Raw genomic sequence first — 17,917 nt, 5'->3', positions numbered from 1 at the left:
CCACCTAACTATCCCATTTCTTAAATATTAAAAAGGTTGGTTTTATGAGCGGTCAAACCTCATCCCTGGGTCAAAATACCTCAGGACAGCGTTTTGCACTGGTTGCACTGACATCGTTATTTTTCATGTGGGGCTTTATCACCTCACTAAATGACATTCTCATCCCACATTTGAAATCTGTCTTTTCATTGAATTACACACAAGCAATGTTGATTCAGTTTTGTTTCTTTGGAGCATACTTTCTAGTCTCTGTTCCTGCGGGTAATCTCGTTAAAAAAGTGGGCTTCCAACGTGGTCTAGGGATAGGACTCATGATTGCTGCGGCCGGCTGTTTACTCTTCATTGGTGCTGCCAAGGTTCAAGTATATTGGGTATTCCTAACTGCCCTTTTCGTTCTTGCATCGGGCATTACGATTCTTCAAGTTGCAGCGAACCCATTGGTTACGATTATGGGACCAGAAGAAACCGCATCTAGCCGTCTAACAATGACACAAGCTTTCAACTCTCTTGGTACAACCGTTGCTCCCATCATCGGTAGTATTTTGATTTTCTCTGCGACAGCAGAATTTGCAACGAAAGCACAAGAAGCAGAAAGCGTTATCGTGCCTTACTTCGGCCTAGCGATTGCTCTGATCGCATTAGCGCTGATTTTTACACGCATTTCACTGCCGACTCCAAACTTGGAAGAAGAAACTCAAGTTGGAACTGAACAAAGCAGCTTGATGGAGTTCCGCCACCTAGTATTAGGTGCTGTAGCCATCTTTATGTATGTCGGTGCTGAAGTATCAATTGGTAGCTTCTTAGTTAACTACTTCGGTCTTGAAAGCATCGCAGGCATGCCGGAATCTGAAGCAGCACACTACATTGCTTACTACTGGGGTGGCGCCATGGTTGGCCGCTTTGCTGGTGCCATCCTGATGCAAAAAATCGCTGCAGGTAAGCTATTAGCATTCAACAGTGTTGCATCTGCCGCTCTGATTGCCCTATCGATTGCGAGCGAAGGCTCTGTCGCTATGTACTCAATTCTACTGGTTGGTCTATGTAACTCAATCATGTTCCCAACCATCTTTAGCTTGGCACTTAAAGGCCTAGGCGTTAATACTAGCCGTGGTTCAGGCTTACTATGTCTTGCTATCGTTGGCGGTGCCATTGTACCAGTTATGCAAGGCGGCCTAGCGGATAGTATTGGTCTACAGGTGTCATTTGTATTACCACTTGTATGTTACCTATACATTGCTTACTACGGACTTATAGGCTCTAAAGTTAAAGGAAAATAGCACTTCAAGTGATGAGATAACCAACTTAAGTTTTCAACTTATGTGGCTGTCTCATCACCTGCTTTTTCAAACATTACCTGGTTGCGACCAGCAAGCTTTGCTTCGTATAGCGCATTATCAGATCGATTAAAAGCACGACTAATAGTTTCACCTACTTTTAATACTGTCACCCCAATGCTCACCGTCGTACAAACTTCATCATTTGCAATCGGCATGGTTAGTTTCGAAACTTCTTCTCTCAAGCCTTCTGCCACACGCATTTTTTCAACTTCAGACTCTAAGATAACAACAAACTCTTCTCCTCCCCAGCGTGAGATCAAGCAGTGATAATCAGCCAAGTGAGTTTCTATTGTCTTGGCAAAAAGTCTCAAATACGCATCCCCATGATCATGCCCGTACTGGTCATTGATTCTTTTAAAGTGATCAATATCCAGCAATAGCATGGCGGGAGAGTGCCAGTCTCGCTCACTAAAATGCTGCATAACCCCCCTTCTATTGAGAAGATTAGTAAGAGGGTCAGTGGTCGCAGCCAGTTCTAACTGTTTTGATAGTTCGCTCAGAGAGTGATTAAATCGAGAAGAAATATACTCATAGATGACAGATAAAAACGCGATCAAAACAAATGAGTAAACAATACGTGATTTGAGGTCTGGGTGATAATCATACCTTTCGAATGGCGCATTAGGTAAGTACAGAATCAGCACTAACGCGATCAAAAACACTAGAACCTCTAACAAACCTCGTTTTAGGCCATGAAGAAACAAGGAAACAGGCGGGATACAGTAAACCCAAACGTGGCCTGTTCCGTTGATCCCCCCGCTGTAAACCAAAAGTAAAATAAGGCTATATAAGGGGTATAAAATAACATTGGCAGAAAAAAGGTAATTGCGAGTTTTACGTAGGTAAAGGTGGTTAGAAAGATAGAGCATGGCGATACAAAGTAGGCTGATCCCCATGACATAATGCCCTCGCAAAAGCGACATAATTCCCAAAGGCGCCGTAAATAATACCCCAACTAGGCAGAATAAGTTTATGATGAAAATTCGTCTAGAGCGATTACTAAGAGAGTTAGCGATATCACCAGCATCCACTGTTAACAACAACCATCGCTTTACCCGGTCATAAAGTTCTTGTCGTTTACTATTCTGCATACCCAGCTAAACCTACCTACCCATCTACTCTAGACGATAGCTTAAAAACGTAAAGGTTGAATAGCCTTAAATGTTACTTTGCAGGATAAATTCGCGACAGTAAAACTGGTACAGCCGTCTCTACTTTTAGAATCCGGTCGCCAAGATGCACAGATTGCATGCCAGCATCAGACCACTTTTGCATTTCGAACTCATTCCAACCACCTTCTGGCCCAATCGCCAAAACACTAGGCTGCACTAGATCGACGGGGCAGGGTTCTGCTTGATATGGGTGTGCAACCAGCCCCATGCGCTCCACCAGCAAATCGGGTAAAACGTCTTCAACAAAAGGGCGAAAACGTGTGTGCTGATGCACCTCAGGCAACACCGTATCTCTAGCCTGTTCTAGACCTTCAACAAGGTAATCATAAATAGAGTTTTCTTTTAAAACAGGGCTTTGCCAGTAGCTTTTCTCTACTTTTGCTGAGTGTAACAAGTGGATTTTTTTAACCCCCATGGCGGTAATATTCATCAAGGTTCGCTTGAGCATATTAGGGCGAGGCAGTGCCAATACTAGCTCCATTGGCAAGGGTTTTGGCGGCTCATTTTCCAGCGTTTCGATAGTCACTAGCCATTCAGACTTGTCCAGCACTGCATCCCCAATCAAACCATTCAATACCCCAACTCGAAGCTTATCGCCATGGCCTTTTTTCAACACTTTGGCAATGTGTTCAATCTGACGATCACTCAGTTTGTATTGTTGTTCCGAGAGCGCCTGTTCAGGAGCAAGCAAAATAAGATTCATGGCTTAAAACTCTGTTAGTAAGCGAGGTAGTAAAGGAAAAGTTAGTAAAAGAGGAAGAGATCGAGCAAGCAGAAGCGATCTGCTTGCTCAAGGGAGGCTTAAATGCGCTCTGCAACGAAACCTTGCACGGCAGCAAGGTCGTTATCGATCACTTCGTACGCTTCTTCGCGCTCAAATAGATCTTTCATATGCTCTGGAAGACTCGGAGACTGACAACCCGCTTTTTCCACTGCTTCAGGGAATTTTACAGGGTGTGCTGTCGCCAATGTAATCATTGGTACAGACTTATCTTTCCAGCACTGACGCGCCGCTTCTAGGCCAATCGCAGTGTGTGGATCAAGTAGGTATTGAGTCGAGCTGAAGACTTCAGCAATCACTTCACAAGTACGAGCATCGTCTACTTTGTAACTGTCGAAGTTCTCTTTTACATACTTCCAAGCTTCATCATTCAGCGTCACATCACCAGCGTTAAAGCGCGCCATTAGATCGGCTAATTCAGCGCTGTCACGACTATGGGCATCAAACAACAGACGCTCAAAGTTACTTGAAACCATGATATCCATACTTGGAGAAAGCGTTACGTTTAGGGCCTGACGGCTCATATCGTTTGTCGCAATGGTACGGTGTAGGATATCGTTTTGGTTTGTCGCCACAACAAGCTGATCAATTGGTAGACCCATTTGCTTCGCCAAGTAACCAGCAAAGATGTCACCAAAGTTACCTGTTGGTACAGAAAAAGATACTTTACGATGAGGGCCACCCACTGCCAGCGCTGAAGAGAAGTAGTAAACGATCTGAGCCATGATACGCGCCCAGTTGATTGAGTTTACTGCGCCCAGTTTCGCACCTTTTAGGAATGATTGATCAGCGAAGCTTGATTTCACCATGCCCTGACAGTCGTCGAAGTTACCTTTTACAGCGATGTTGAAAACGTTGTCATCAATCACTGTCGTCATCTGACGACGCTGTACTTCAGATACGCGCTGGTAAGGGTGCAAAATGAAGATATCTAGGTGCTCTGAGTGACGGCAACCTTCGATAGCAGCAGAGCCGGTGTCACCAGACGTCGCGCCTAGAATCACTAGCTTCTCGCCACGTTGACCTAGTACGTAGTCCATCAAACGACCTAGCAATTGCAAAGCGAAGTCTTTAAACGCCAACGTTGGCCCACGGAATAATTCCAGTACCCATTCGTTGTTGTCCGTTTGCACCATTGGCGCAACCGCTGAGTGATTGAAACCTGCGTAAGCTTCATCAATCATGCGTTTGAATTCTTCAGCAGGAATTTCGCCTTCTACGAATGGCCACATTACTTTAAATGCAAGCTCTTGGTAGCTCAAAGACGCCCAAGATGCGATCTCTTCAGTAGAGTACTTTGGTAGCTGCTCTGGAACGTATAGACCGCCATCGCTCGCCAAACCTGCAAGCAAAACATCGCCAAAGCTTAATGCTGGAGCTTGGCCACGAGTTGAAATGTATTTCATCAATTTATCCTCTTACGCCAGATTTTCTACACGGATGCGCTGAACAGAGCCTGCAACATCTGGCAAAGCTTCGATTGCTGCAATGGCAGCATTCATATTGCGTTCTTTCACGTCATGAGTCATGACAACAAGCGGTACTAGATCACTGCCTTCACGCTCGCGCTGAATCACAGACTCAATGCTGATGCCGTTTGTTGACAGGATTTGGGTAATGTTCGCGAGTACGCCAGCACGATCTTGAATCGTCATGTTTAGGAAAAAGCCACATTCGATTTCTTCCATCGGCAATATTGCTTCATCAGACAATTGGTCCGCTTGGAATGCCAAGTGTGGCACACGATTCGTTGGATCAGCAGTCAAGGTACGTGCTACATCGATAATATCAGCGACAACAGAAGAACCAGTTGGCAATGCACCAGCACCCGCACCGTAAGTCAAAGTAGGACCTACTGCGTCACCCTTCACCATCACCGCATTCATCACGCCGTTTACATTGGCTAGTAGAGCTTTCTTAGAAATCAATGTTGGGTGAACACGAAGTTCAACGCCTGCCTTGGTGCGACGAGCAATACCAAGATGTTTGATGGCATAGCCCATTTCCTGAGCAAACGATACGTCTTCCGCTGTAATACGGCTAATGCCTTCAGTGTAAGTTTTCTCAAACTGAAGCGGGATACCGTAAGCAATCGATGCCAGAATCGTTAGTTTATGTGCCGCATCAATACCTTCGACATCGAATGTAGGGTCAGCTTCAGCATAACCAAGCGCTTGCGCTTCTTTTAGTACATCATCAAATGCACGCCCTTTGTCGGTCATCTCAGTCATGATGAAGTTGCCAGTGCCATTGATAATACCTGCCAACCATTCAATCTTATTTGAAGACAAACCTTCACGAAGGGTTTTGATGATAGGAATGCCACCTGCAACAGCGGCTTCAAAAGCTACCATGACACCTTTCGCCTGAGCTTTTTCGAAAATTTCATTTCCGTGCTCGGCAATCAATGCTTTGTTGGCGGTGACAACATGCTTACCATTTTCGATGGCAGTTAACACAAGCTCTCTAGCCACGCTAGTGCCACCGATTAACTCAACGATGATGTCGACTTCTGGATTGTTGGCCACATCAAAAATATCGCGGGTAATATCAATATCAGTGGTATCACAGGTAGGATTGTCACGACGCGCGCCAATTTGTTCTACAACAATACTTCGACCTACACGTCGCGTAATTTCTTCTGCATTGTCCTGCAGAATGTTAAATGTACCGGAACCCACTGTTCCAAGACCACAAATTCCGACTTTTACCGGTTTCAAAACGATACCCCACAACTGACGGTTTTTTAATAATATTGATATTCGCTGATACCTAGCGATTTTAGATCAATGATTATACCGTCAGAAGCGGATAAACCCAACGTAGAAAAGACTGAACTACCCTATTGTTTGGTAGATTCTTTGGCTATAACGCTATAGGTTTAGTTCTTTTGCCAATTCATCTGCTGGCAAGTAACCTGGGATGAATTTGCCATTATCTAAAATAATACTTGGCGTCCCTCGAACCCCTACAGCATTGCCAAGGCGATACTGACTGGCAATAGGATTAGTACACTTATTTTCTGGCACCTCACGACCAAGCTTTGCCTCAGTCATCCACTTTTTCGGGTCATCAGAGCACCAGATATTAACCATGGTGTTGTAAGCTTCTGAACCGATCCCAGCACGTGGATAAGCTAAGTATCGTACCGTGATACCACGCCCATTAAGATCTTCAATCTCTTTATGTAGCATACGGCAATAACCGCAATCGACGTCGGTGAACACGGAAATATGAGCTTTTTCATCTTTCGCCTTGAACACAACCATTTCAGACTCAGGCAACTGTTCAATCTTCGCCAGCTTCTTCTGTTCTGTTTCATTAATCAGCTGTTTTTCTTGAACTTGGTACATGTCACCCGCGACAAAATACCGCCCATCTGGCGTCACATGAAGAATGGGGCCGTTATTCAATGTCACAATATACAACCCACTGCCCACATGCTGCTCAACAGATTCGATTGAATACTGCGGTAGGGCGTTGGCTATAGCGACTTTGACTTCTTGTTCACCCGCACTTGCTTGCATGACACTGAACAGTGTTAAAGCGGCAACTGCAGCTTGTTTGATTACCCGTTCCATACTGACCTCTGAATATCGTAGTTCGCCTATTAGGCCATCATAAGCTGATGAAGTTCCATAAAAAAAGGCGACCTAAGTCGCCTTTTTTTAATTCTACGGAGAAATTAACGCTTAGCCAGTTTCTCTTTGATACGTGCAGATTTACCTGAACGCTCACGTAGGAAGTAGATTTTCGCTTGACGTACGTCACCGCGACGTTTCACTTCAATGCTGTCAACTAGTGGGCTGTAAGTTTGGAATGCACGCTCAACGCCTACACCACTAGAGATTTTACGTACAGTGAAAGCAGAGTTTAGGCCACGGTTGCGTTTTGCAATTACAACACCTTCGTAAGCCTGTAGACGCTCACGAGTACCTTCTTTAACTTTTACTTGAACAACAACTGTATCACCAGGACCGAAGGCTGGGATCTCTTTTGTCATTTGCTCTGATTCAAGCTGTTGAATCAGTTTAGTTTTATTGCTCATGGATGTGACTCCTAATGAATATGGTTTCTTATCAGCGCGAAGGTTTAACGTTCTGATAAGCTCGTGATTCTTACTCTGCCGAGGTTGAAACTTCAGTTTCACGAATAAACTCTTTTAACAACTCTTGCTGTTCCTTGTCCAACTCAAGGTCTTGCAGGAGGTCAGGCCGACGTTGCCAAGTTCTTCCGAGCTTTTGCTTTAATCGCCAGCGCCGTATCGCCTCATGGTTGCCGCTAAGTAGTACAGGTGGTACAGGTTCACCTTCAAGTACCTCGGGGCGAGTATAGTGAGGGCAATCAAGTAATCCATCGGCAAACGAATCTTCGTCTGCAGAGGCTTGTTTACCAAGCACTCCCGGCACCATGCGAAAGACAGAGTCCATCAGCACCATAGCCGGTAACTCTCCACCACTTAGGACAAAGTCGCCAATTGACCATTCTTCATCAACCTGAGATTGAATCAAACGCTCATCAACGCCTTCATAACGGCCTGCTACCAGAATAAATTCTGCTTCTTTAGCAAGCTGTTGCACGCCTTCCTGTGTGAGCGTGCGCCCCTGAGGGGATAGATAAATAACTTTTGCATTGGGAACCCATTGTTTAGCGTCCTCAATTGCATCTTTTAGGGGCTGAACTTTCATCAGCATCCCAGGGCCACCACCATAAGGACGGTCATCGACCGTTTTGTGTTTGTCGTGCGCAAAGCTTCTCGGATTAAAAAAATCCACTTCCACTATGCCAGATTTTACTGCTCTGCCCGTTACACCATGCTGAGTAATGGCTTGAAACATCTCTGGAAACAGCGTTACTACACCGATTCGCACCCTAGGCCTCGTTCGATCTATTAGAAGTCTGGATCCCAATCCACAACCATTTCCTGTTTATCTAAATCAATGTTTAGAACAAACTGATCTGGCACATAGGGAATCAAACGCTCTTCACGATCGTAACTGCCTTCACAACCTCGTACCACCAATACATCGTTTGCACCGGTTTCCATCAGTTGCGAGACTTTACCTAGAAGAACACCCTCGTTGGTAATCACCTTTAGACCTTCTAGTTGAGACCAGTAAAATTCACCGTCCTCAAGCTTAGGAAGATCCTTTGCATCAATATAGATATCCATTCCGCAAATCTCTTTTACAAGATCGCGATCATTATACCCTTTAATTGCTGCTACCAATCCGCGCCCTTGGGTGCGACCTTGGCTTAGTTCAACGACTTTCCACCCACTAGGAGTTTTCAGCCACCAATGCTTGTAATCAAAGATCCCAACCATTGGATCGGTGTGCGAATATAACTTCACCCACCCTTTAACACCATAAACTGATGTAATGCGTCCAACTACAAGCGCCTGCTCAGGAGCTTTCGCCTGTTTTACAGTAGACATAGCATTACCTCAGTATTAAGCGTTTTTGCCAGCTTCTTTAACAAGCTGAGCAACACGGTCAGAAAGCTGAGCGCCTTGGCCTACCCAGTGATTAACACGGTCTAGGTCAACACGTAGACGTTCTTCTTGACCACGTGCAACTGGGTTGAAGAACCCTACACGTTCGATAAAACGACCATCACGAGCACGGCGGCTGTCAGCCACGTTCAAGTGATAGAATGGGCGCTTCTTAGAGCCACCACGAGAAAGACGAATAGTTACCATATGATTGGTTCCTTATTGCTTAACGAAACACCTCTTGTTAGGCTCTTTATGAGACCTACTACAAGAAGGCGGCATATTCTAGTCGATTCGACACCAAAACAAAAGGGCGAATTGATCGCCCTTTAAACATTTTTTCATTCTATATCGGTGTTTTAGAATTTCGGGAAATTCCCACCACCAGGTAAACCACCTGGCATCATGCCCCCTAGGCCACGCATCATTTTCTTCATGCCACCTTTGGAACTGAACTTTTTCATCATCTTCTGCATTTGTTTGTGCTGCTTGAGCAGACGATTTAGGTCTTGAATCTGCAGACCTGCCCCGGCAGAAATACGCTTTTTACGTGAGCCATTGATCACATCAGGGTTGCGGCGCTCTGCAGGCGTCATAGAGTTAATCAACGCTTCCATTTGCACGAACATTTTATCGTTCACTTTATCTTGGATATCACCTAGCTGCCCCATACCAGGCAACTTATCTAGCATAGACGTCATACCGCCCATGTTTTTCATCTGCTGTAGCTGCTCGCGGAAGTCTTCTAGATCGAAGCCTTTACCTTTTTTCAGCTTGCCAGCTAATTTTTCAGCTTTATCCTTATCGATCTTCTGCTCAGCCTGCTCAATCAAAGACAGCATGTCGCCCATGCCAAGAATTCGAGACGCTAAACGATCAGGGTGGAATGGCTCCAGAGCATCGGTCTTTTCACCAACACCCAAGAACTTGATGGGTTTACCAGTGATATGACGCACAGATAACGCCGCACCACCACGGGCATCACCGTCGGTCTTGGTTAAGATCACACCCGTTAATGGTAGGACATCACCGAATGCTTTAGCTGTATTAGCAGCATCTTGACCAGTCATAGCATCCACGACAAACAGCGTTTCTACCGGATTAATAGCACCGTGCAGGGCTTTAATCTCCGCCATCATGTCTTCGTCTATCGCCAAACGACCTGCCGTATCGACGATCAATACATCTTTGTGGGCCTTTCTCGCCACATCGATAGCATTATTGGCAATATCAATCGGCTTCTGAGAAATATCACTTGGAATGAAATCCACACCGATATCATTAGCAAGTGTTTCTAACTGTTTAATCGCAGCAGGACGGTAGACGTCCGCACTGACCACCGCTACTGATTTCTTCTGACGCTCTTTTAAGAATTTTGCCAGTTTACCAGCAGAGGTGGTTTTACCTGCACCTTGTAGACCAGCAAGTAAGATAATCGCTGGAGGTGTGGCGCGAAGATTTAATTCATCGTTAGCCTGCCCCATGACCGCTTCGAGCTCTTGCTTAACGATCTTTAGGAAAACCTGACCAGGACTTAAGCTGCGAGTTACTTCGGTACCAACAGCACGCTCTTTCACCGCATTAATAAAGTCTTTTACCACGGGCAACGCGACGTCAGCTTCCAACAACGCCATGCGCACTTCACGCAATACATCTTTAATATTGTCTTCGGTGAGTTTGGCGCGACCACGGATTCGGTCTAAGGATGACGTTAAGCGTTCTGATAAATTGTCAAACATGTTGCCCTCAAAAAATTGCTCTAGATGGAAAAAACCACTTTATTCAGTTTATCCAATGTGAAATTGACTTTATTATAACGAAGATTTGATCGTCACCCTATAGTTTTAACCAGTGGATCGGCTTATACATGACACATCTTTCACTTTGGCTCGCTTGTATTCTATCGCTAACGGCTGGGGGCACTTATTATTTGCGCCCTGGCGTTCGTACTACTCAAACATTGGGCGCCATCACAATTGTTGTGCATACCATGGCCCTGATTCAGTTACTTGGCAGCAAAGACGGTTTCGACTTCTTAACCATTGGCCTTTTGATCGCTTTGATCGGTAACTTGCTGTTGTGGTTTAGCAATCGAGATAAGGATCTCTCTTTGCTGTTGTCGATCGCTTTTCCTCTCGCCTCAATTATCATTGCTTTAAATGCTATTGAACCTTGGAACTTACAACAACTCCATAGTTCATCTCTTGGGACCTCCCTGCATATTTTGATCGCCTCAGTCGCTTACAGCTTATTCACCGCGGCCTGTGGCGTCGGCATTTTACTTGCTATCCAAGAGTACCAACTCAAGCATCATCGTCTGAAGCAACTGTTACGGGTTCCCCCATTACAGGTACTAGAGCGATTAATGTTTGAATTTATTTGGGCGGCGTTTGTCTTATTAAGCATCACGATCGCCACAGGCTTTTACTTCATTGAAGACATGTTTGCGCAACATCTTGTACACAAGACCGTTTTTACCATTGCGTCGTGGTTCGTATTTGCAGGTCTGTTAGGTGGCAGGTTGTATTTAGGATGGCGTGGCCAGCTGGCAGTCAAACTGACATTGAGCGGCTTTGTTCTGCTTATGATTGGCTACTTTGGTACACAAATAGCGGTCGAAATTATCAATAAATGATCAGGATATTTGACAGGGCTTGCAGCAAACCTAATAATCCGATCAGATTCTATAATTGAGGCATAATTTTTTTGAACGAAGTTCCCTTAAGTATTCTAGGCGGAATACTGTTTTTTCTAATCATTTTATCTGCATTCTTTTCCAGCTCCGAAACAAGTATGCTGTCGATTAACAAATATCGACTCAAGCATCTTGTTAAAAGCGGACACCGCTCGGCAAAAAAAGCCAGCAAGTTATTAGAACGTCCTGACCGTCTCATCGGCGTCATTCTGATTGGTAACAACTTTGTTAACATTTTAGCGTCAGCCATTGCCACAATCATCGCAGTTCGAATCTGGGGCGACGCAGGTGTTGCGATTGCTACAGCAGCATTAACACTGATCGTACTAATCTTTGCTGAAGTCACTCCGAAAACCATGGCAACTATTCATCCAGAAAGGATTGCGTTTCCAGCGTCATGGGCTCTGACGGTACTACTTAAAGTCCTTTACCCGCTTGTTGTTATTGTGAACACCATGTCAAACGGTTTGCTCCGTATTCTTGGCGTAAAAAGCAGTCACGGCAACAACGACAAACTTGGCTCAGAAGAGCTGCGCACAGTGGTGAACGAAGCAAGCGGTTTAATCCCTGCTGCTCACCAAGAGATGCTACTGTCTATTCTGGACTTAGAGAAGGTCTCTGTTGAAGACATTATGGTGCCACGCAACGAAGTCATCGGTATCGATATCGAAGATTCGATTGAAGAGATCATTCAACAAATTTGCGACTCTCGACACACTCGTATGCCAGTTTACAATGGCGAGATCAATAAGGTCATTGGTATTCTTCATGCTCGTCATGCAGCGCAATTCCTACGTGAAGAGAACCCATCCAAAGCTGCTCTTTTAAAAGCGACACTGGAACCATACTTCATTCCAGAAAGCACTTCTATCAATACAGTGTTGTTGAACTTCCAAAAGGATCACCAACAAATGGGGATCGTTGTGGATGAATATGGCGATGTTCAAGGTATAGCAGCCCTCGAAGACATCTTAGAAGAAATTGTGGGCGAATTCACACCGCCACAAGAAGATGAAGAGGAAGAAATCACACTACTAGATGATGGTTCTTTCCGCATCGAAGGCTCCACACACATTCGAGATATAAATAAAGCGCTAGGCTGGCACCTACCAACTGATGGCCCTAAAACACTTAATGGCCTTATTATTGAGACATTAGAGTTTATTCCGGAGCACCCGATCAGCCTTTGGGTCGATAATTACATGATTGAGATTCAAGAGATCGAAGATAAAGTGGTTAAATTCGCGCGCTTAGAACACAAACGCTAACAGGTGACATTATGAGATTTTGCCCGAAATGTGGTCATCAGGTGAACATGGAAATCCCCGCTGGAGATAACCGCGAACGCCCTGTATGCCCTAGCTGTGAATTCATTGATTACGACAACCCCAGAATGATCACTGGCACGATCCCACTTTTTGAGGGCAAAATCTTACTCTGTAAGCGCAGTATTGAGCCGCGCCTAGGCTACTGGACTCTTCCTGCAGGCTTTATGGAGAACGGTGAAACAGCATTAGAAGGCGCCTTGCGTGAGACCCTTGAAGAAAGTGGCTCGCAAGCCATTGCCAAGCAACCTTTCTCTATGATCAGTATTCCGCATGTTAACCAGGTTCACCTGTATTACTTAGCGGAGCTTGCGCAAGCGGACTTCCACCCCACATCTGAAAGCTCTGAGGTGGAGCTGTTCGAACTGGATAATATCCCTTGGGAAGAACTTGCTTTCAGCAGTGTCACCAAAACGCTTGAATATTTCCTAGAAGATCATAAAACTGGCCAGTATGGCTTCCACGAAGATAAAATCCTCGTTAACTCTCAATAGCAATTAAATGATAAGCCACTTCTTCGTAGGGGTGGCTTAGTTTCAGTGCGCTAACCACCGCATCTTTGAATTCCTTCAGCAATACCATCTCCACGCGATATTCATCTACCGCTTCTAACAGACCAGACTGACCAATAAAAGGATTAGCCATATCAGATGGCCGAAACTGCCCTCGCCCTTTTACTTGCCAACAACAAGCTTCATAATCACCTACCTTGCCTGCACCAGCGGCAAACACCGCCTCTTTAACGATTTCTAAGTGCGTTTCTGGCACGTAAAACACCAATGAATACATCACGACCCCTTTCTATCACTTGTAACCCACTCCCCTAAAGTAGCCCCATTTGCTCACTCTGAACAGGCAAAGCGACCTGTGACGAATAACCTGCCAACGAGGCCAGTAGCTTTTCATCTAGCCAGCTAGCCAATGTTGGTGCCGCTATGTTGTCAGAAGAATGCACAAACACCGTGGGCTCACACCCCTCTTCTAACCATTGGGAAAGCTTAGCCACCCATTGATCAAGCCAAATATGATTACGCTCTAAATCAGGGTGACCAATAAATCGCACCACAGGATGCATGGCCGTCGCGATAGCGTGACAAGGTACTCTAGGCTTTTTACGCTGAGCATCAATCAGGCTGTCACAATAAGCGTCTGTTGAAAACACAGGTCGCGAATCCATTACGACTTTGTCGCACTGGGCGTTTGCTAACAGACGCAATAACGCGCTTTCGTTTTCAGCCTTATCAAAAAACGCCAAACTACGCACCTCCACACTTAAAGGTGTAGTCAGTGTCCAGCTTTGACAAAGATTAGAGATAATCGGCAAATGTCGTGGCTCAACTACCGCAGGAAACTGCAACATAGTGGGGCCTAACAAATGCTCTATCGGCCTCAGTAACGCCTGAAACTCCGCCCAAGCCTTATAACAATCCGCTTCCCCCACCTCTTCAAACTGATGCGAGATATGTCGCGGCACTTTAAACACAAAGCGAAAATCATCATCAACTTGAGATGCCCAGCGCTCAATCTGCTCAGGCGCCACATCCGTATAAAACGTGCTACCTACTTCAACACTGTTAAAGTATTTCGCGTAATGCCCTAATCTGGCCCCCGTCACCTCTGAACGCGGGTACAAATAATCCACCCATGCAGGGTGCTGCCATTGAGCCATACCAAAACGAATCACGCTATAATGGCTCCACGTACTCTATCAGTTCAATAAAATACGCCTTTTCACCGCCTGCACGGCGCAATAGCACTTCGTCTCCTTCTCGGCGCTTTAGCAAAGATTTAGCTACTGGGGAGTCCATACTGATGTAGTCTTCGTTATGATCGATTTCGTCCGGACCAACAATACGAAAGCGCTCTTGATTACCCTCTTCATCTTCTAGAGTGACCCAAGCACCAAAAAACACAATTGAGCGATCTAGTGGTAGCCGGTCAACAACCGTGCATTGATCTAAACGCTTCTCAAGGTAACGTACACGACGGTCAATCTCACGCAGCTGCTTCTTGCCGTAAATGTATTCTGCGTTCTCTGAGCGGTCGCCAAGCTTCGCTGCATCACTCACACTTTGCGTCACTTCAGGCCGCTTCTCTTTCCAAAGATACTTGAGTTCAGCCAAAAGTTTGTCTGCGCCTTCTTTTGTGATGTAGGCCCCTTTTGGTGCGCCCGGCGGACGGTATCTACTCATAAATTTTCTCTACAATCTTCTAACTAATAAATCTTTATACGCTCTATAAACGAAAATGGCGCTACGAAAGCTCGTAGCGCCATTTTAAACGAAGAAAAGAATTAATCTTCTTTTGATAGGTGGACATCCATTTGCGGGAAAGGAATGCCAATACCGTTGGCATCAAATGTGTACTTAACCTTTTCCAATAGATCTGAGCGTAAAGCCCAATAATCACCAGCGTTTACCCATGGTCGTACCGCAAAATTAACAGAGCTATCCGCTAATTCTGAAACCCAAATCACAGGCTCAGGATCTTTTAAAACTCTCTCATCCGCAGCAAGAATTTCATTCAGAAGGTCTCTAGCCTTTTTAATATCAGAATCGTAGCTAATACCAACAACCAAATCCAAGCGGCGTGTCGACTCACGAGAGTAGTTCACAATTGAGCTATTCATGACATCCGAGTTTGGCACGATAATAACTCGATTATCAGGCGTTTTCATGTGCGTGTGGAATAACTCGATGCGGTTTACTGTACCCATTTGACCACCGGCTTCGACAAAATCTCCAGAACGGAAAGGACGCAGCAAAATGATTAGAACACCCGATGCAAAATTTGATAAAGACCCCTGTAGAGCCAAACCGACCGCTAAACCGGCCGCACCTAAAATTGCAATAAAAGAGGTGGTTTCTACACCGATTTGCCCCAATGCCATCAGGACAATGCCCGCAAACATTAAAGCGTAAAGAATACTTGAAGCAAACCCTGCTACTGCTTTGTCTACTTTGGATTTAAGCATTCGATTCTCAATCCAACTAGCAACGCGCTTCGCAATAAACTTACCTACAAAGAAAATGATGATGCCGACAATAATCGAAACACCTTTCTCTGTTAGCCAAGGCAACCATTGACTGCCTTCATCCATCAACTTATCAAGATCATTCATATAATCATTTCCTGTTTATAAAAAATTAAGCTAAGTAATCGACTTTGTTAGTCCACTCTTCTAGCAAAGCCATTAACTGAACCTGACCCTGCTTTGAAAATACCACGTAATTCTGACCATTTATTTTTACAGAATTTATAACATGGTTTTCATCTATTTCAGTACAAATATGACGTAAATTTTCTATTTCATTATCGTAGCGTACACTCATACCAATAAAAACATGCCAATCCCGCTCTAATAGACCACCAGCAACCGCTTGCTCCAATAACTGTACGCATCCTAATCGATCAATCTGATAGTAAGGCATGCGTTGTTTGTGTTTAATAAAGAACACCAGAATGGAAACAAATAAAACAAAGCTGATGAGTATTGCGAGAATAATTTGAGTCATCGTTAGTCAAACTTATATGCCAACAAATAGGCTCTCGCTTGGCGTAGCTGATCAATATGCTTGTCTTCCAACGCCTCCATTTCATCGCGGTATTTACGCCGAGCTTTCAATGGCAACTCATTCCACTGCTCGTGAGTAGGGATATGTTGAATGCCCTCTTCAATGGCGTAAATTGCTCGCACATGTTCATGCTCAGACAAGTCGATGCTCAGCTGGTCGAGAAGGTTCTTCACTCGAATCGCCGCCTCAGACCAAGTCAACTTCTCATCAGCCTCTACGGCCTGCATGATCACTTGGATACTCTCGATACGCTTGGCACGCTCTTCTTGTAAACGAAGCTCTCCTGCTTTAATTCGCTCATCACGCGCGCGATTTTGCTTCAGCTGTTTTGCTATAAAGTAGATAGATATTCCCATCACAGCAAAACACACTGCTAGGGCAATCAAAAAGGCACTGATCGACATACGTCTCCCGAAGTTTCAAATCTGTAATAAGTACATTCTACACGGGGTTAAAGCAACGATCAGCAAAAGAAAGGAGTTAGGGCATTGGCTGCCTTAGGGAGTTCAGCCAATGCCTTAGTGATTCAATCCTTATCTTGCATAATATGGCGATAAGCAATAACACCAAACCAAGCCATAAAAACTGTACACAAAGCAATCACAATGATACTACCGATTACCACACCATCCATTAACATAGCAGCCTCCTCTCTAACATTAGCGCTAGAGTTAGACTAGGCGCTACATGCTAAATGATGGCTGATGCACATCAGGTTACTCACCTGCTACTTGCAAAACCTCTAATAAAGACTGATACAAGTCAGGAGTCGCCGCCAATAAGAACTCACCATTGATTTTGTTGGGCCACTTTGAGCCTTGCTCCTGAAAGTGCCCCACTATTGCCCCAGCCTCTTCTGCGATTAAAGCTCCTGCCGCCATATCCCAAGGTTTCACCGACTCGTAATAAGCATCCATTTGCCCCCGCGCCACGGCACATAAATCCAAAGCAGCTGAACCATTTCTACGAACATCTTGGCAACGGGATAACACCGCCTGCAGCTGTTTAATCAAGATGGGTAAAGTTGCCTTATCATAGGGAAAGCCCGTTGCAACAATCGCGTCACGAAGGTCATTACGTTGACTAACTTGAATAGGTTCACTATTAAACCAAGCCCCCTGCCCTTTCACAGCAGTATAGGTTTCTTGTAAAAATGGGGCATGTACAACCCCCACCCAGCGCTCACCTTGGTAATACACTGCAATGGACACCGCCACATGTAATAAACCTTGTGCAAAGTTGATTGTGCCATCAATCGGGTCGATCACCCAAACCGGTACACTTGCGCCCTGAGCAAAGGTTAGATCAGGTGAAGATTCTTCCGATAAGATCAAATGATCAGGAAACGTTTGGCGAATACTCTCACACAGGTATTCATCAATCGCTATATCCGTTGAAGTCACCAGTTCATGCCCTGTCTTATACTCCCTATCAAAGCAGGCTTTCTGACGCGCCTCCATCATCATGGAACCTGCATGCTTAGCCCAGCTTTTCGCATAGCTATGCCATTCATTTACCGTTACGTCATCCATGAACTG

General features: G+C 45.1%; 22 protein-coding genes. 4 read left to right on the top strand and 18 right to left on the bottom strand.

Annotation, left to right across the window (positions count from 1 at the left end; all coding sequences use genetic code 11):
- Nucleotides 1-44: 44 nt before the first annotated feature.
- Complete coding sequence (locus tag ACXAC1_RS10690; RefSeq protein ID WP_475061463.1) at nt 45-1,277, top strand: sugar MFS transporter; 1,233 nt, start codon at nt 45-47, stop codon at nt 1,275-1,277.
- A 38-nt stretch (nt 1,278-1,315) separates the two neighbouring features.
- Here the strand turns inward: ACXAC1_RS10690 and ACXAC1_RS10685 are convergent, their stop codons facing one another.
- The 10 genes from ACXAC1_RS10685 to ffh form a co-directional block, all read right to left on the bottom strand.
- A complete protein-coding gene (locus tag ACXAC1_RS10685; protein WP_475061462.1) occupies nt 1,316-2,428 on the bottom strand; it encodes a GGDEF domain-containing protein in 1,113 nt (370 codons plus the stop codon).
- Between the two features lie 73 nt (nt 2,429-2,501).
- The gene (locus ACXAC1_RS10680; RefSeq protein WP_475061461.1) at nt 2,502-3,212 is read right to left on the bottom strand and encodes a 16S rRNA (uracil(1498)-N(3))-methyltransferase; all 711 of its coding nucleotides are present in this window, start codon (nt 3,210-3,212) and stop codon (nt 2,502-2,504) included.
- A gap of 98 nt (nt 3,213-3,310) precedes the next feature.
- On the bottom strand, nt 3,311-4,696 hold the full coding sequence (gene thrC / locus ACXAC1_RS10675; protein ID WP_475061460.1) for a threonine synthase: 1,386 nt from the start codon (nt 4,694-4,696) through the stop codon (nt 3,311-3,313).
- Nucleotides 4,697-4,708: 12 nt separating this feature from the next.
- Nucleotides 4,709-6,010, bottom strand: a complete 1,302-nt coding sequence (locus ACXAC1_RS10670; RefSeq protein WP_475061459.1) for a homoserine dehydrogenase — start codon at nt 6,008-6,010, stop codon at nt 4,709-4,711.
- Nucleotides 6,011-6,163: 153 nt separating this feature from the next.
- A complete protein-coding gene (locus ACXAC1_RS10665) occupies nt 6,164-6,871 on the bottom strand; it encodes a thioredoxin fold domain-containing protein (protein ID WP_475061458.1) in 708 nt (235 codons plus the stop codon).
- 104 nt (nt 6,872-6,975) lie between these two features.
- Nucleotides 6,976-7,338 carry a 50S ribosomal protein L19 gene (gene rplS, locus ACXAC1_RS10660; protein WP_475061457.1) on the bottom strand — a complete coding sequence of 121 codons (363 nt, stop codon included), beginning with the start codon at nt 7,336-7,338 and terminating at the stop codon, nt 6,976-6,978.
- 70 nt (nt 7,339-7,408) lie between these two features.
- The gene (gene trmD, locus ACXAC1_RS10655) at nt 7,409-8,161 is read right to left on the bottom strand and encodes a tRNA (guanosine(37)-N1)-methyltransferase TrmD (RefSeq protein ID WP_228191565.1); all 753 of its coding nucleotides are present in this window, start codon (nt 8,159-8,161) and stop codon (nt 7,409-7,411) included.
- A 20-nt stretch (nt 8,162-8,181) separates the two neighbouring features.
- The gene (gene rimM, locus ACXAC1_RS10650; RefSeq protein ID WP_475061456.1) at nt 8,182-8,727 is read right to left on the bottom strand and encodes a ribosome maturation factor RimM; all 546 of its coding nucleotides are present in this window, start codon (nt 8,725-8,727) and stop codon (nt 8,182-8,184) included.
- Nucleotides 8,728-8,742: 15 nt separating this feature from the next.
- Nucleotides 8,743-8,991 carry a 30S ribosomal protein S16 gene (rpsP, locus tag ACXAC1_RS10645; protein WP_133564978.1) on the bottom strand — a complete coding sequence of 83 codons (249 nt, stop codon included), beginning with the start codon at nt 8,989-8,991 and terminating at the stop codon, nt 8,743-8,745.
- 152 nt (nt 8,992-9,143) lie between these two features.
- Entirely contained in the window at nt 9,144-10,523 is a 1,380-nt protein-coding gene (ffh, locus tag ACXAC1_RS10640) for a signal recognition particle protein (RefSeq protein ID WP_475061455.1), read from the bottom strand.
- 128 nt (nt 10,524-10,651) lie between these two features.
- On the opposite strand from ffh, the gene ACXAC1_RS10635 reads away from it, so the two are divergent.
- From ACXAC1_RS10635 to ACXAC1_RS10625, 3 genes are all read left to right on the top strand, one after another.
- Entirely contained in the window at nt 10,652-11,419 is a 768-nt protein-coding gene (locus ACXAC1_RS10635) for a cytochrome C assembly family protein (RefSeq protein WP_133564981.1), read from the top strand.
- A gap of 71 nt (nt 11,420-11,490) precedes the next feature.
- Entirely contained in the window at nt 11,491-12,747 is a 1,257-nt protein-coding gene (locus ACXAC1_RS10630; RefSeq protein ID WP_475061454.1) for an HlyC/CorC family transporter, read from the top strand.
- Between the two features lie 11 nt (nt 12,748-12,758).
- A complete protein-coding gene (locus tag ACXAC1_RS10625; protein ID WP_475061453.1) occupies nt 12,759-13,298 on the top strand; it encodes an NUDIX hydrolase in 540 nt (179 codons plus the stop codon).
- Here the strand turns inward: ACXAC1_RS10625 and ACXAC1_RS10620 are convergent.
- The 8 genes from ACXAC1_RS10620 to ACXAC1_RS10585 all read right to left on the bottom strand — a co-directional run bounded on the left by ACXAC1_RS10620 (nt 13,285) and on the right by ACXAC1_RS10585 (nt 17,911).
- The gene (locus ACXAC1_RS10620) at nt 13,285-13,593 is read right to left on the bottom strand and encodes a YqfO family protein (protein ID WP_475061452.1); all 309 of its coding nucleotides are present in this window, start codon (nt 13,591-13,593) and stop codon (nt 13,285-13,287) included. The genes ACXAC1_RS10625 and ACXAC1_RS10620 overlap by 14 nt on opposite strands.
- A gap of 34 nt (nt 13,594-13,627) precedes the next feature.
- Entirely contained in the window at nt 13,628-14,488 is an 861-nt protein-coding gene (locus ACXAC1_RS10615) for a DUF72 domain-containing protein (RefSeq protein WP_475061451.1), read from the bottom strand.
- Between the two features lies 1 nt (nt 14,489).
- Nucleotides 14,490-14,996 (bottom strand): transcription elongation factor GreB, encoded by a 507-nt coding sequence (gene greB, locus ACXAC1_RS10610; RefSeq protein ID WP_475061450.1) that lies wholly within the window; start codon nt 14,994-14,996, stop codon nt 14,490-14,492.
- 101 nt (nt 14,997-15,097) lie between these two features.
- Nucleotides 15,098-15,925, bottom strand: coding sequence for a mechanosensitive ion channel family protein (locus ACXAC1_RS10605; protein ID WP_475061449.1), 828 nt, complete (start codon nt 15,923-15,925; stop codon nt 15,098-15,100).
- A gap of 25 nt (nt 15,926-15,950) precedes the next feature.
- The gene (locus ACXAC1_RS10600) at nt 15,951-16,319 is read right to left on the bottom strand and encodes a hypothetical protein (RefSeq protein WP_475061448.1); all 369 of its coding nucleotides are present in this window, start codon (nt 16,317-16,319) and stop codon (nt 15,951-15,953) included.
- 2 nt (nt 16,320-16,321) lie between these two features.
- Nucleotides 16,322-16,783 carry a DUF2489 domain-containing protein gene (locus ACXAC1_RS10595; protein WP_475061447.1) on the bottom strand — a complete coding sequence of 154 codons (462 nt, stop codon included), beginning with the start codon at nt 16,781-16,783 and terminating at the stop codon, nt 16,322-16,324.
- A gap of 122 nt (nt 16,784-16,905) precedes the next feature.
- Nucleotides 16,906-17,019, bottom strand: a complete 114-nt coding sequence (locus tag ACXAC1_RS10590) for a DUF3149 domain-containing protein (protein WP_133565054.1) — start codon at nt 17,017-17,019, stop codon at nt 16,906-16,908.
- Between the two features lie 76 nt (nt 17,020-17,095).
- A complete protein-coding gene (locus ACXAC1_RS10585) occupies nt 17,096-17,911 on the bottom strand; it encodes an inositol monophosphatase family protein (RefSeq protein ID WP_475061446.1) in 816 nt (271 codons plus the stop codon).
- Between the last annotated feature and the right edge of the window lie 6 nt (nt 17,912-17,917).

It is taken from the genome of Marinomonas sp. AWM4_232 (assembly GCF_056158325.1).
This window is presented reverse-complemented; position numbering and strand designations above follow the sequence as displayed.

Coding starts and splice junctions, on each gene's coding strand:
- ACXAC1_RS10690 (WP_475061463.1), top strand. CDS start 45: ATGAGCGGTCAAACCTCATCCCTGGGTCAAAATACCTCAGGACAGCGT.
- ACXAC1_RS10685 (WP_475061462.1), bottom strand. CDS start 2,428: ATGCAGAATAGTAAACGACAAGAACTTTATGACCGGGTAAAGCGATGG.
- ACXAC1_RS10680 (WP_475061461.1), bottom strand. CDS start 3,212: ATGAATCTTATTTTGCTTGCTCCTGAACAGGCGCTCTCGGAACAACAA.
- thrC (WP_475061460.1), bottom strand. CDS start 4,696: ATGAAATACATTTCAACTCGTGGCCAAGCTCCAGCATTAAGCTTTGGC.
- ACXAC1_RS10665 (WP_475061458.1), bottom strand. CDS start 6,871: ATGGAACGGGTAATCAAACAAGCTGCAGTTGCCGCTTTAACACTGTTC.
- rplS (WP_475061457.1), bottom strand. CDS start 7,338: ATGAGCAATAAAACTAAACTGATTCAACAGCTTGAATCAGAGCAAATG.
- rimM (WP_475061456.1), bottom strand. CDS start 8,727: ATGTCTACTGTAAAACAGGCGAAAGCTCCTGAGCAGGCGCTTGTAGTT.
- rpsP (WP_133564978.1), bottom strand. CDS start 8,991: ATGGTAACTATTCGTCTTTCTCGTGGTGGCTCTAAGAAGCGCCCATTC.
- ffh (WP_475061455.1), bottom strand. CDS start 10,523: ATGTTTGACAATTTATCAGAACGCTTAACGTCATCCTTAGACCGAATC.
- ACXAC1_RS10635 (WP_133564981.1), top strand. CDS start 10,652: ATGACACATCTTTCACTTTGGCTCGCTTGTATTCTATCGCTAACGGCT.
- ACXAC1_RS10625 (WP_475061453.1), top strand. CDS start 12,759: ATGAGATTTTGCCCGAAATGTGGTCATCAGGTGAACATGGAAATCCCC.
- ACXAC1_RS10620 (WP_475061452.1), bottom strand. CDS start 13,593: ATGTATTCATTGGTGTTTTACGTGCCAGAAACGCACTTAGAAATCGTT.
- greB (WP_475061450.1), bottom strand. CDS start 14,996: ATGAGTAGATACCGTCCGCCGGGCGCACCAAAAGGGGCCTACATCACA.
- ACXAC1_RS10605 (WP_475061449.1), bottom strand. CDS start 15,925: ATGAATGATCTTGATAAGTTGATGGATGAAGGCAGTCAATGGTTGCCT.
- ACXAC1_RS10600 (WP_475061448.1), bottom strand. CDS start 16,319: ATGACTCAAATTATTCTCGCAATACTCATCAGCTTTGTTTTATTTGTT.
- ACXAC1_RS10595 (WP_475061447.1), bottom strand. CDS start 16,783: ATGTCGATCAGTGCCTTTTTGATTGCCCTAGCAGTGTGTTTTGCTGTG.
- ACXAC1_RS10590 (WP_133565054.1), bottom strand. CDS start 17,019: ATGTTAATGGATGGTGTGGTAATCGGTAGTATCATTGTGATTGCTTTG.
- ACXAC1_RS10585 (WP_475061446.1), bottom strand. CDS start 17,911: ATGGATGACGTAACGGTAAATGAATGGCATAGCTATGCGAAAAGCTGG.